The sequence below is a fragment of the Ruminiclostridium cellobioparum subsp. termitidis CT1112 genome, assembly GCF_000350485.1.
Lineage (GTDB): Bacteria > Bacillota > Clostridia > Acetivibrionales > DSM-1351 > Ruminiclostridium > Ruminiclostridium termitidis.
The window spans coordinates 57,059-70,817 of sequence record NZ_AORV01000061.1 but is presented as its reverse complement, the minus strand read 5'-3'; the positions used below and the strand labels follow the sequence as shown (position 1 = coordinate 70,817).

The following is a 13,759-nucleotide window of genomic DNA, read 5'->3' as shown; positions in this document are numbered from 1 at the left end:
ACTAATATGCCCAAAAACAAAAAAATCATAATCCATCCGCAGCTTAATGAATTATGTACGGGAGCAATACAAAGATGAGATATGAATCCATGTTTGCAATACTCCCCGTGAAGGCGAAAAATATCTAAGTTTCCAGCCAGAACTGGTTTTTTTTATACCATAAAACTGTTTCAAGGAGGCCTTCCTTTAATTTATAACTGCAGGAGAAGCCAAGTTCATTTTTAGCCCTGGTGCTGTCCAACGCATAGCGGTTATCATGTCCCAATCTGTCACTGACATATATAAAGGAGTCCTGTGGTTTGCCAAGAATAGTAAGAATCATCCGTGCCATTTCGATATTGTTAACTTCTTCACCGCTGCCGATATTGTAAATTTCTCCGGGTTTACCGGAAAACAAAGCTTTGACAATTGCTTCGGAATGATCGGTTACGTGTATCCACTCCCTTATATTTGAGCCATTTCCGTATATGGGTATGGGCTCATTTTTAAGGGCCTTTGAAATACATGTGGGGATAAACTTCTCCCTGTACTGGTTGGGACCGTAGTTATTACAGCAGCGTGTTATGATTACCGGCAATCCGTAAGTTTTATAAAAAGACCGCACCAGCAAATCGGCACCAGCTTTTGATGCTGAATATGGGCTGTTGGGCAGTAAATCCGAAGCCTCTGTGAAAAATCCGTCGGCGTTCTCAAGGCTGCCATAAACTTCATCGGTGGAAATCTGAAGAAGCCGCTTTTGTGCATACTCGTCTCTGCTCCAGAAATTATGGGTACATTCCAGTATATTCAATGTTCCAATTAAGTTTGTCTGGCCAAAAATCAACGGATCACTGATACTTCTGTCAACATGGGATTCGGCCGCAAAATTCACGATATAGTCCGGATCATATTCGCGCAATGCTTTATTAAATTGTATACTATCACATATATCACCTTTAACAAAGTGATAGTTCGGCAGTTCTGCCACGTCCTTTAAATTTTCCAAATTTCCTGCATAAGTCAGTTTGTCGTAATTTACAACAACGAAATCTCTGTACGAGTTCATAAAATACTTTATGAAGTTACTACCGATAAAACCTGCTCCGCCTGTAACCAGTAAAACTTTCATAATAAAACCACCTCCTTGATTATTGTATATTGATTCTATAGATACAGTTCACTGCAGTCACCTAAAAGAAATGAATTGGAATAGGGTCTTTTGCCGGCCGACCTGATGGATACATTTTTTCCGATCAGGCTGCCGCTGATCCTTTTATCTATGCCCTCCAGCCGGGCATTTTCCAGTATTATGCAGTTGTCCACCTCGCAGTTGTTGATTACAACTCCTTTCCCTATTGAAGAATAAGGGCCTACATAACTGTCGAGGATAACTGCGTCCTCATCGATTGCAGCAGGACCTGCAATGATGCTGTTTTTAATACAGGCACTTTTACTGATCAATAGTTTCCCCATATAAACTGCATTATCTTTTGATAAAACCTGGTTATACGTGTCAATTTCATCGAGAATCATCCGGTTGGCATCCAGAATATCCTGCAATTTTCCCGTATCCTTCCACCAACCCTGCAGGATCTCAAAAGTAACATTTCCTCCAGTAGACAGCAGTTCCTGGATGGCATCGGTAATTTCCAGCTCACCCCTTGACGAAGGGGAGGTGTTGTCAATTGCTTTAAAAATATTTTTATTAAAAATATATACTCCGGTTATTATTAAGTCGCTGATAAAGTTTTTAGGTTTTTCAACCAGTTTAGTGATATGATTTTTCTCTACTACAGCAACTCCATAATGTGACGGATCTTCCACCTGGTACAGCATAATGGTAGAATCGGCATTATTGGTACGAAAATTCCTAATTAAAGAGTCCAGAGAGACATTAAATGCATTGTCTCCCAAAAGCATTATAAAGTCTTCATCCTCAATAAAATCCCGGGCAGTTTTAACTGCATGGGCGAGTCCCAAGGGCAAAGGCTGATGAATATAGCTGATATCGACATTCCATCTGTCACCATTGCCAACTGTCCTCATAACTTCTTCACTTGTATCTCCAACGATAATACCAATTTTATTTATACCTGTTTTGGCTACCTTTTCAATTATATGAAAAAGTATGGGTTTATTGGCCAGAGGCAGCAGTTGCTTGGCATTCGTAAAGGTCACTGGCCTTAAACGGGTCCCGGTACCGCCACTTAATATTAATGCTTTCACAGTATCACTCCTTGGTTTTTATATTTACATAATATTTAAACGGTAATTAATATGTGCTAAGAACTATCCATAGGTAACATATTTTAACCGGTATCATATTATGTAAATAAGTTTATTAACTAAAAGAGAAAGGGATAATTATTATGATACCTCCTGCTATAAGTTATGTTACCTTTAACCGATTAGGCTTAACGGTAAGAAATCTGGCCGCAATATTTGAATCAACGGATGATTTTGAAATGCACATGGTAGATAACGGCTCAATTGACGGCACATGGGAATACATCCAGAGTCTGAAGGATAAAAGAATAAAATCGAAAACAAATGTCGGAGTAAATGCAGGTCAGGTTTACGGAATAAATCTAAATCTCATGAGAAGAAAACCTGAGCAATATTTCATCACAATAGACAACGACGTATATATTGAAACAAAAGACTGGATTTCAAAATTTATAAGAGTATTTAACGAATTTCCGGAAGTGGGACTTCTGGGCGTTGTCAAAGGGGAGCCGTACCCGGTATTTTATCCTCCGGTTATACTGAAGTTAAGGAATGGAGTATCATACCTTGAACTGATGCATTCTGTTCCGGAACTGGAAGGTGATTTTGTCCCCGGATGTTGTCAATGCCTGAGACCGGAACTCATTGAGCAATTGGGCTATTGGAGCGAGGAAAATTATGCCGGTGAAGCGGAAATTTCCCTGAGAGTGAACAACTATTCATCCTATCAGGCTGGCTTTGTTCCCGAAATAAGCATAAAAATGCCCCAGTCGCTGGATTGCAGCCAATGTCAGAATAATAGCCGCTGCACTTTGAATAAGCCCAGTGAGACATGCTTTTCGATTTACAAGAAGAGGTATTTAAATGATGTATTTAAAAATAAATTCAAGTGGAAATTCGAAGAGACAATAAATGACATGAGGAGCGGCAAACGGCCGGTCTATTGCGCATCCTCCCTTGATGCTGCTTCAGTTGAAGAGCATGCATTTATATTGGAGTGGGCTCTGGATAACTTCAAATTTTATATCGACAATACAAAATAATGGATATATGCAAAAATTACTGAGAACTCAAGGTGGTGCAGAAATAACTATGTTAGAGCCATTTAAAGAGCCTGTTTTTATTACGAAGCCTTTACTTCCGGAAATTGAAGAACTTTCGGCAATGCTGGAAGCCATATGGGCCAGTAACCAGCTGAGCAACAACGGCACTATGGTAAAGCAGCTTGAAAGGGAGCTTGCCGGTTATCTTGGCTCGGAGCAGCTTTCTGTTTTTTCAAACGGAACCGTTGCACTGCAGATAGCCTGCAGAGCATTAAGATTGTCGGGAGAAGTAATAACCACTCCCTTTACGTTTGCAGCCACAGTCCATTCGCTGATGTGGAGCAATATAAAACCTGTTTTTTGCGACATTGAAGAAGATACGTTCAATATAAATCCTGACTGCATTGAAGCCCTGATTACACAGGATACGACAGCCATTTTGCCGGTGCATGTTTTCGGGAGACCCTGCAATGTTGAAAAAATTCAAAAAATTGCCGATAAATACGGCCTGAAGGTGCTGTATGATGCAGCCCATACTTTTGGAGTAAAAATTGACGGAAAGCCCGTTTCAGCTTTTGGAGATGTGTCCATGTTCAGCTTTCATGCCACCAAGGTATATCATACCATTGAGGGCGGCGCGTTAACCTTTAATACTCCATATTTAAAAGAACGTGCCGATTTGCTGAGAAACTTCGGAATACTGGATACCGGCACGGTTATGGAACCGGGGACCAATGGAAAGTTAAATGAGGTTCAGGCGGCTGTTGGAATTCTATTGCTCAAAAAAGTTGAGGCCGAAATAGAGGGTAGAAAAAAGGTCACGGAGTTATACCGGAAATATCTTGATAATATCCCCGGCATTACTGTGAGCAGCGATGTAGAAGGTGTAACACACAATTACCCGTACTTCGTTATCAAAATTGACAGGGATGAATATGGTTTATCCTGTGATGAAGTTTTTTCGAAATTGAAAGAGTATAATGTTATTTCACGCAGATATTTCTATCCGCTTTGCAGCAATTTCCAATGCTACAGGGATATCCCCTCTGCGGCAGCCTCCAGGCTTCCCATAGCCAACAAGGTTGCCGATTCGGTACTTTCCCTTCCTCTGCACGGAAGATTGCCTGCTGATCATGTGGAAAAAATCTGCGATATTATCAAAGGGATAAGGCCATGAAAGATATAGTTATTATAGGAGCAGGCAACTTTGGAAGAGAAGTGGCACAGCTCATAGATGACATTAATATGGACAAAAAAACCTGGAACCTTCTGGGTTATGTGGATGAGACAGTCGAGAAACATGGGACGATAATAAATTCAAACCAGGTATTGGGAGGCTTTGAGTGGCTTGAGAAAAACGGGTCAAACAAAGTTGCTGCAATATGTGCCATAGGAAATCCCAGGGCAAAATATTCAGTTGTTGGAAAAATATCCGGATATGGCTTGAATTATATTAATTTAATACACCCGGATGCTAAAATTGGCAAATTTGTTGAGATGGGGCATGGAAATGTCATTTGCTGTAATTCTTTTATATCTGTAAATATAAAAATCGGAAATCATGTATCTATCAATCCCGGCTGCGGGATTGGGCATGATGTGGTTATAGGTGATTTCTCTTCGTTGTACTGGAATGTTACTCTATCAGGAAATGTAAGTATAGGCGATGGTTGTGAAATAGGCTCAAAAGCCGACATTATTCCTCAAAGGAGCGTCGGAAGCTGGAGCATCATAGGGGCGGGGGCGGTAGTAACCAAAGATATTCCTGATAATTGTACTGCTGTTGGAGTACCTGCAAAACCCGTAAAATTTCATCAACCTGTAACAGTAGTCTGTAACACCTAAAAGTCACAGACCACTGGATTAGATTAACGCAAAATATGTAGAAGGGAATTGAAAATATGAAACAATCAATAGTAAACGAAAATGTCACTAGCTTTACCGACACAGTAAAGGAGTTTACACGAAACCTGCTCAACAAAAGTAATGAAGAAAGTGAAACCCACAGAAAAGCAGAGAATAATCCACCCTTATTTATAAACTATGTCACCATGAACCGTTTGGGTCTTACAAAAAGGAATCTATCAAGGATTCTTGAATGTGACGACGACTTTGAGCTGCATATTATTGACAGCAATTCCAAAGATAATACCTGGGATTATATCCAGAGTCTCAATGACAAGCGTATAAAATCCAAAACCAGGTTCGAGTTGAACCAGGGCCCCATTTATCCTTTAAATCTCAGTCTTACCAAAAGAAAGCCCAATCAGTATTTTATGACTATTGACAGTGATGTTTATATTAAGACCGACAACTGGATATCAAGATTTATGGAGGTGTTTAAGGCATTTCCCAAAGTCGGTGTGCTGGGAGTAATGAGGGACGATCCCTATCCCAGATATATGCCCCCTGTCATACCCCGGGTTAAGGGAGATATAAACTACCTTGAACTGAAAAATGCGGCAGTAGGTGTTGATCTGGATTTCGTACCTGGACAGCTCCAGTGCTTGAGACCTGAACTCATTAATGAAATTGGATACTGGTCGGAGGAAAATGGATATGGCGATGCTGAACTGTCTCCCAGAGTGCACCATTACACTTCCTTTAAGGTTGGGTACCTGACTACCGTCGAAATCGATATGAAACAGTTTATCGGGTGTGATGAATGTCAGGCCAGGGAATACTGCAAACTTAGCAGGAGCGTAAATACCTGTTTTCTGCTGAGTAAAAGAGCAAATATGAATGAATCCTTTGTAAAAAGAAATGGATGGAAGTATACTGAGACATTCAAGGAGATAGAGGAAGGAAAGAGAACGGCCTATTGCGCCTCCATGCATGACCCGGAATCGGTTAAAAATCATGTATACAATCAGGAATGGGCCAAAGAAAACTTTAATTACTATGTCAAAAATTCCAACAACTATGGTGAGATAAAATAATAATACCAATACCAATACCATGACCATGACCATGACCATGATAATTTAGACTATACAGGGCGGCAGCCTTGACAGAAGCAGCTCAACAGGCCTTTTTGACCGGTTGGGCTGCTGTTAGATTAACGGTTCTTATAATAAAAAACCGCCAGCTGGGTCCTGTCCCTCAGATGGAGTTTTTCCAACAGAACACTGATATAATTACGTACCGTTCCTTCACTCAAATGCATGCTTTCAGAGATTTCCCTGTTGTTAAGGCCCTCTGATATCTGAACGAGAAGTTCGATTTCCCTGTCGGTGAGGTCATAATTTGAGAAAACAGCCGAAGCAGTGCCATGTAACAGCTCGGGCAGCTTTGTGCTGATTTCGTCTCCAAAAACGCTTTGGCCCATATATACTGCCTTGAGAGCCGGCACAATACTTTCAAAATTCTGCTTCAGGAGGTACCCTTTGGCACCGATTTTAAGAGCCTTGATTATATAGGCGTCATCCAAAAAAGTTGTAAGATAGAGTATGCGGGCATTTGGATACTGCTTTAAAAGTACCTCTCCGGCTTCAAGCCCTGTCATTGTGTCCATTCTGATGTCTATCAGCAAAATATCCGGTTCCAGACGGCGGTACAGCTCGATTGCCTGTTTCCCGTTGTTTCCGGTGCCTATAACACTGATTTCGGGGTCTGCCTCCAATATGGTCTTTAAAGAAACGCAAACAAGTTTATCATCATCAACCACCAAAACTTTCATTAAAATACCGTTGGCCTTTCCGGCTCACAACATAAAGAAATTATTACACGTTCTTACCGTGAGCCGGGTAAGATGTGAGAATCAGTTCCATTTGGGTATTGATATAAATATTTTAAAGCCGTTGTCCGTATTTATGTCAATATTGGCGTTAAAGGCTTTAACCCTCTCGGAAATATTACTTAAACCTATACCGTTCTCAAGGTTATAGCCGGTTACGCTTCCATTATCCTGGATAATAAGCTGGTAAAGGGCGGGGTGTTCCCTCAAGGTCACTGTTGCCTCTGTGGCATTTGAATGCTTGATAATATTTGACAGGGCTTCCTTGACAATGGCTATCAGGCAATACTTCAACCTTTTATCAACTGTTCCGGTAATATCATAATCCAGGGATATGGGGCAGAATTTAAAATTATCTACCAGTCCGGTGATCTGTGTGCGGAGATCTATGGACTCATCATGGAGATTGTGTACACTGCGCCTGATGCTGTCCATCGCCTGGGAAAGTGTATTTTTGATTGAAGATAGGTTTTCCTTCAGGCTATCCTCTTTATTTACGGCCATTAGAGCTCCCAGCTGAAGAAGACATCTTGAAAGCAGGTGTCCCACATTATCGTGGATCTCCATAGCGATTCTGTTTCTTTCATTAAGAGTGGCCATGTTGATTTCATAATCCTGTTTTTCCATCAATTCATTATTTTTCTTTTCCAGAAGAAGTGAGCGTTCCTTTGAAGTGTCTCTCAGGATCATATACTGCTTTCTGATATTTTTAAAGTTAAACGTGCGGAATTTCAGCAGGTATGAAAAAGCAGAAAGGACTACCACTGCAGGAAACAAGGTATTCGAGTGTATATAATTATGTGTGATGAAGGGGATGAATGCCGCCAGGGCAAGCAATTGCTCCCTTGCAGCAAAAATATCATAAAAGAGTACCGGAACAAATACCAAAAACTCCGGTGCAAACTGACATAGTAATATATAGCCTGAAAAAGCTATAATCCTGAACTGCCTTTTATCAAAGTAACTGTTCAGGGCTGAAAGGGTCAGGCTTACAATTACGGGAATGACGCTTGCGGCATCGCCTGCATCAATTATATACAATATCACACAAGCTATAAAAATAACTGCCTTATCAACTAATTCAATCATATGAACCGCCATATCTCCAGGTAAAGTCGACTGGATATCATACAAATATTTTACCAAGCATCTGTATTTTTCACAACAAGGTAATATGCAGTCTTATTATATGTTAAAAAGGGCCATTTCAAAGTGATTTCAAGTATTAGGGGCCATGCTGGTTTACATAAAAATTAAAATAATAAGAACCTCAATATAGGACGCTACATAAGATAGACTAAAACGATATTATTTTGGAGAATGATTTAAATGGAAAGATTCGTTGTTATAATGTCGGGAGGTTCAGGCACCAGATTATGGCCCATTTCAAGAGAGGTGAGGCCAAAACAGTTTATAAGCGTCGATGACGGCAGCTGTATGCTGGTACAAACTATTGAGCGCTTATGTGAGACTGTTCCTGCCGACCATTGTTTTATAGTAACAGATAAACGCCTAAAAAATATAACCCTCAGTACCGTAAAAAAATTAATACCCCGTAAAAATATTATACTTGAGCCTCAAAAGAAAAATACCGCAGCATGTATCGAGTATGCCGCCGTCACCTTAAAAAAGAGATTTGGAGAGGGCCTGGTCTGTTTTGTTCCTGCCGATGGCTATGTTACTGACCGGAAAGGATACAAGGAGGCAATAGAAATGGCATATGATACGGCAGATAAAACAAAATCCCTTGTAGTTGTGGGTATAACTCCTACCTATCCTGCAACCGGCTACGGGTATATCCAGATTGATACCGAAAGAGGTGACGACGAAAGGGTTATGACAGTTCAAAGGTTTATTGAAAAGCCTGATATTGAAACTGCAAAAAAATTTTTTGAATCGGGAGAATTCCTTTGGAACGGGGGCATATTGGTAGGCAGTCTGGATGCGATTATTGGCAGTATAAGGCGGTTTTTACCCGAGCATGACAGGAATATCAGCTGGGCAGTGGATAATTCAAGCCGCTCTAACGGTAACAGATATCTTGACGAAGCATATAATAAAATACCAAATATATCTTTTGATAATGGCGTCCTTGAAAAGATCGACTGTATTTATGTAATAAAAGGACTATTTGACTGGGATGATATCGGTAGTCTTGATTCATTATCCAAAACCTTTAAGACAGATGGGAACGGAAATAAAACAAAGGGAAAGCATCTGGGAGTCGATACCGGCAATTCGATAATATTCAGTGACGGTGCACTTGTAACAACTGTAGGAGTTGACAATCTTATTGTGGCGAATACAAAAGATGCTATTATTGTTTGTCCCCGTGAAAGGGCCCAGGATGTGAAAGGCCTTGTGGAATTATTAAAGCAGAATGGGTATGAGAACCTTTTATAGCAAATAACAGTCTGGCTTGAAATTACATCGTAGTGGAGGATGGTATGCAGTTGCGCAAATTTATGTTAATTAAGTCCACGGGTAATGGGTTCTGGTTTGATATGCACCATGTGCTGACTCAATTGTATTTTGCTGAAATATCGGGAAGGATACCGGTTGTCTACTGGGGGAAAAACTGTATGTACAGCCTTGATGACAGTGCGGATGCCTTCGGGCAGTTTTTCCGGCCGGTGTCGCCCTATAGTATAAATGATCTTGAAAACCAGAAGTTTACCTACTTCCCAAAGGTGTGGAGGAGTGACAATCTCCGGGAAGAGGGCTTATTTTATAATACGGAAATTACTCTTGAGGATATTATGGATTGTGATGCGGATGTGGTTGTTCAAAACTGCTTCATTGAACCTGAAAATATGATGTACTGGATTGAGAAGCACCCTATGTACGGATTTATTTCCAGATATTTATACGGTGCCATGCTGAAAAAATATATCAGGCTTCAGCAGCCGGTTTCTGATGAAATAGATGAGTTCTACGAGTCCCATATGAGAGGGAATACGCTTATAGCAGTACATATCCGCGGAAGTGACAAGGTTGTGGAGGTTGAATATCTGTTTGAACTCAATAAACAGTACCCCTATGAGATTAACAAACAATTGAGAATTAATCCGGATGCAAAACTGTTTCTTTTGACAGATTGCAGTGACATTCTGGAACAGTACTCGGAGATGTATCCGGGAAATATTATTAACACAGATTGCAGAAGGGTTCTGCAGCGGGGGCCGGGTTCCCACTTTCAGGAATATGAAGACAGGGCGAGGAAAGGACTGGAAATCATTAAGGATACATGGCTGGCGGCCAGATGCGATTGCCTTATAGGCAACGGCTATTCAAACGTTTCACTGGCTATAAGTGAACTCAAGGATTGGGATAAGAGTGCCGTAAAGCTGTTATATTAGGCTGGAAACCAGAGACATATAGTTTATTTGGCAAATGTGAAAGGAGTATTTTGATGCTGGAGAAAGAAAAACTTCTTGAATTATATAGAATTATGCTGACAATCAGAAAAGTGGAATTCAAGATTGACAGCGAGTATAAAAATGATGAAATGAAAACGCCTATTCACTTGTCAATCGGTCAGGAGGCCATATCGGCAGGAGTGTGTGCAAACCTCCGCAGGGAGGATTATGTTTTCGGAACACACAGAAGTCACGCTCAATATATAGCCAAGGGCGGTGATATAAATAAAATGTTTGCTGAATTATACCTGAGAAGGACCGGGTGCTCCTCAGGAAGAGGGGGATCGATGCATCTGATGGCTCCCGAGGTGGGAATACTTGGGTCAACAGCCATTGTTGGCGGAAGTATCCCGCTGGGAACAGGAACTGCTCTTGCTTCCAAAATTTCAGGGGATGGAAAGGTAAGTGCGGTTTTTTTCGGGGACGGTGCCGTCGATGAAGGTACTTTTCACGAGAGCCTGAATTTTGCTTCTTTAAAGAAGCTGCCCGCTGTTTATATATGCGAGAATAATGCGTATGCAATAAATTCCCACCAGTCTGCCAGACATCCCGGGGACAATATATACAGGTGGGCCGAAAGCTATGGTATTCCCGGTTATCAGATAGACGGGAATGATGTTGTAAAAGTGTCCGAATATGCCGCCGATGCCATTGAAAGGTGCAGAAAAGGGGAGGGGCCCACACTGCTGGAATGTGTGACCTATAGATGGAAAGGACATATCGGGACGGTCAATGATGTGGGAGAGGGTCAAAGATCACAAAGTGAGTATGACTACTGGCTGTCAAAATGCCCCATCAGATGGTATACAAACTATCTCTATGATACAGGTCTCCTTAATAAAGCATTTGAAGATAATATTAACAGCGAGATTGAAAGGCTGGTAAATGAAGCCTTTGAGTTTGCAGTCAATTCACCCAAACCTGAGCCCAAAGAGCTTCTGGATTTTGTTTATGCAGGATGATGTGACACAGGCAGCCGGCTGGCAAAGGACGAGGCAGCCCCATAGTTACGACCTGACCATATGTAAATAAAATATGGAATGCATCAGCCGGTTAGATATCATAGTTAGGAGGTCTTATAATGCCCTGGACGACAATTGAGGTTGAAAAGCAGGATAAATTTATTATAGACGATGAATCACAGTCCGGAAGGATCATATCATATAAGGATGCGCTTTACGAGGCTCTGGATCAATCCATGGACAGGGATTCCCGGGTTTTCATCATGGGAGAAGGCATTGATGATGTCTCAGGGGTCTTTGGTACAACAAAGGGCTTGCATGAAAAGTACGGAAGACACCGGGTATTTGATACACCCATTGCCGAGAACTCTCTGACCGGCATTGCCTCCGGTGCTGCCATGGCCGGTCTGAGGCCTGTCCTGGTGCATGCCCGCATGGATTTCCTCCTGCTGTCTTTTGATCAGCTGGTAAATCATGCGGCAAAGTGGAGTTATATGACGGGAGGAGCGGTCAGCGTGCCGCTGGTGGTCCGCACTATCAGCGCCAGAGGTTGGGGGTCGGGTGCACAGCATTCCCAGTGTATCCAGGGTATGCTTATGAATGTGCCCGGACTAAAAATAGCTGTGCCCGCAACGCCATATGATGCCAAGGGACTAATGATCTCAAGCATAATTGATAACAACCCGGTCCTTTTTGTAGAACACAGGTGGTTGTATAAAACCATGGGTAAGGTTCCCGATACCCTTTATTCCATACCTTTCGGAAAGGGTGCGGTAAGAAAAAAGGGCAGCAGCGTAACCATAGTGGCCATATCCTATATGGTTATCGAAGCACTGAAGGCTGCCAGGAAGCTTGAGGCTGAAAATATATCGGCCGAGGTCATTGACCTTAGAACCATCAAGCCTATCGATGAGGAAGTCATTTTTGAATCCCTGGCAAAGACCGGCAGGCTAATAATAACCGACACCGGCCCAAGAACCGGAGGGGCAGCCTCAGAGATAGCCGCAATAGTATCTGAAAAGGCATTGAACTATTTGAAGGAGCCTATTGTCAGAGTTTGCTGTCCGGATTGTCCGACGCCCACCAGCGATGTACTGGAAAAGGCATACTATCCGGATTCCGAGACCATATGCGACGCAGTCAGGGGGATTCTGAAATAAAGGGGGAACATGCTTTGGATAAATATATGGAACAGGACTGCAGGGAATATATTGAACGAATTGATTTAACACCTCTCAAGGGAAAAACAGTGCTCATAACAGGGGCTAACGGCCTCATAGGCACCTATCTCATATATATGCTTCATATTTCCAATGTGGTAAACGATACAGGCATAAATATTGAGGCCGTCAGCAGAAGCACTCCCAATAAGGCCTTAAGCGAAGTGTTTGATAGCAATTACAGATTTCATCCGCTGGATCTGAATTTGCCCGACTCGCTGGATATGCTGCAGAAAGCCGACTATATCATCCATGGGGCCACATATGCACAGCCGGGCAAATTTCTAAGAAATTATCTGGATACAATACATTTGAATACGGTGGTCGCAGAAAAGCTGCTTCAGAAGGCCAGGGTAAACAATGCAGATTTTCTGTATATGAGTTCATCGGAAGTGTACGGGGAGCCTGATGCGGATAACATACCCACCCGTGAGGAGTTCCCAGGACTGTGTTCACCCGTGAACATCAGATCCATATACTCGGAGGCCAAGCGGATCGGGGAAACTCTTTGCTTTGCATACAAGAACTATGAAAATGTCAATGCGAAGATAGCCAGGATATCAATGACCTATGGCCCCGGGGTCAGTGCCAATGATGAACGTGTTTTAACCCAGTTTATAAGGCAGGCTCTCAACAAAAAGGAAATCATTATGATGGACAGCGGCAGCAAGGTCAGAACATTCTGCTATATTGCCGATTGCGTACTAATGCTGCTCAATGTTATGCTGTACGGCACTCAGCTGGTTTACAACGTAGGCGGAAAGGAAAGCATCACCATTCGAAAGCTTGCGGAAGAGATATGCGCCATCACCGGGAGCAAGCTTTCTGTGGAGAACTCCGAATACAACTTTGCCGAAAAGGTAAAGGTTTCTCCTCAGCATGTGGAGCTGAGTATAGAGAGGATATGTTCGGAGTTCGGATTGGATAACTTCAAGCCGATGAGTGAAGGGCTAAGGAGGACAATCGAATGGAACCGCAGAAACTACAATTTTTGATAAAAAGAGCCCTTAACCGCTGGAAGAACAGGTTTCGGGCTTTTATTAATTTCGTGGTATCAGTTTACAAATTTAATAGAAATTGTATAATTAATATAATATATTATTGAATAAAGCTCAACGAAAAACATATTGTTTACATAAAATTTTAATTGAATCATTAATATTGGAGCGACTAC

Annotated in this window: 13 protein-coding genes; 9 read left to right on the top strand and 4 right to left on the bottom strand. The window is 41.8% G+C overall.

The features are described from left to right. Positions 1-124: 124 nt before the first annotated feature. Together rfbB and CTER_RS21750 are read right to left on the bottom strand one after the other, a co-directional pair. Positions 125-1,108, bottom strand: a complete 984-nt coding sequence (gene rfbB / locus CTER_RS21755; RefSeq protein WP_004629299.1) for a dTDP-glucose 4,6-dehydratase — start codon at positions 1,106-1,108, stop codon at positions 125-127. Positions 1,109-1,143: 35 nt separating this feature from the next. Continuing rightward, positions 1,144-2,205, bottom strand: coding sequence for a glucose-1-phosphate thymidylyltransferase (locus tag CTER_RS21750; protein ID WP_004629338.1), 1,062 nt, complete (start codon positions 2,203-2,205; stop codon positions 1,144-1,146). Between the two features lie 143 nt (positions 2,206-2,348). Here CTER_RS21750 and CTER_RS21745 point away from each other — a divergent pair, with 143 nt between their 5' ends. Genes CTER_RS21745 through CTER_RS21730 form a run of 4 tightly spaced genes read left to right on the top strand, consistent with a single transcriptional unit; the run spans position 2,349 to position 6,187 of the window. Beyond that, entirely contained in the window at positions 2,349-3,248 is a 900-nt protein-coding gene (locus CTER_RS21745; protein WP_004629309.1) for a glycosyltransferase family 2 protein, read from the top strand. Positions 3,249-3,297: 49 nt separating this feature from the next. Next, positions 3,298-4,425: a DegT/DnrJ/EryC1/StrS family aminotransferase gene (locus CTER_RS21740; protein WP_004629369.1), complete on the top strand. Its 1,128-nt coding sequence runs from the start codon at positions 3,298-3,300 to the stop codon at positions 4,423-4,425. Further along, on the top strand, positions 4,422-5,093 hold the full coding sequence (locus tag CTER_RS21735; protein ID WP_004629380.1) for an acetyltransferase: 672 nt from the start codon (positions 4,422-4,424) through the stop codon (positions 5,091-5,093). The genes CTER_RS21740 and CTER_RS21735 overlap by 4 nt, the downstream gene beginning before the upstream one ends. A gap of 56 nt (positions 5,094-5,149) precedes the next feature. Further along, entirely contained in the window at positions 5,150-6,187 is a 1,038-nt protein-coding gene (locus CTER_RS21730; protein ID WP_004629307.1) for a glycosyltransferase family A protein, read from the top strand. Positions 6,188-6,306: 119 nt separating this feature from the next. Here CTER_RS21730 and CTER_RS21725 read toward each other — a convergent pair whose 3' ends face one another. Together CTER_RS21725 and CTER_RS21720 are read right to left on the bottom strand one after the other, a co-directional pair. After that, positions 6,307-6,927: a response regulator gene (locus CTER_RS21725; RefSeq protein ID WP_004629395.1), complete on the bottom strand. Its 621-nt coding sequence runs from the start codon at positions 6,925-6,927 to the stop codon at positions 6,307-6,309. Between the two features lie 81 nt (positions 6,928-7,008). After that, positions 7,009-8,073 carry a sensor histidine kinase gene (locus CTER_RS21720; RefSeq protein ID WP_004629378.1) on the bottom strand — a complete coding sequence of 355 codons (1,065 nt, stop codon included), beginning with the start codon at positions 8,071-8,073 and terminating at the stop codon, positions 7,009-7,011. A gap of 240 nt (positions 8,074-8,313) precedes the next feature. Here CTER_RS21720 and CTER_RS21715 point away from each other — a divergent pair, with 240 nt between their 5' ends. The 5 genes from CTER_RS21715 to CTER_RS21695 all read left to right on the top strand — a co-directional run bounded on the left by CTER_RS21715 (position 8,314) and on the right by CTER_RS21695 (position 13,580). Next, entirely contained in the window at positions 8,314-9,387 is a 1,074-nt protein-coding gene (locus CTER_RS21715) for a mannose-1-phosphate guanylyltransferase (protein WP_004629382.1), read from the top strand. Between the two features lie 44 nt (positions 9,388-9,431). Next, positions 9,432-10,343 carry a nodulation protein NodZ gene (locus CTER_RS21710; RefSeq protein ID WP_004629319.1) on the top strand — a complete coding sequence of 304 codons (912 nt, stop codon included), beginning with the start codon at positions 9,432-9,434 and terminating at the stop codon, positions 10,341-10,343. Between the two features lie 53 nt (positions 10,344-10,396). Then, the gene (locus tag CTER_RS21705; RefSeq protein ID WP_004629311.1) at positions 10,397-11,365 is read left to right on the top strand and encodes a thiamine pyrophosphate-dependent dehydrogenase E1 component subunit alpha; all 969 of its coding nucleotides are present in this window, start codon (positions 10,397-10,399) and stop codon (positions 11,363-11,365) included. Positions 11,366-11,484: 119 nt separating this feature from the next. Continuing rightward, complete coding sequence (locus CTER_RS21700; protein WP_004629332.1) at positions 11,485-12,525, top strand: alpha-ketoacid dehydrogenase subunit beta; 1,041 nt, start codon at positions 11,485-11,487, stop codon at positions 12,523-12,525. 14 nt (positions 12,526-12,539) lie between these two features. Continuing rightward, a complete protein-coding gene (locus CTER_RS21695) occupies positions 12,540-13,580 on the top strand; it encodes an NAD-dependent epimerase/dehydratase family protein (protein WP_040761844.1) in 1,041 nt (346 codons plus the stop codon). Positions 13,581-13,759: the final 179 nt, after the last annotated feature.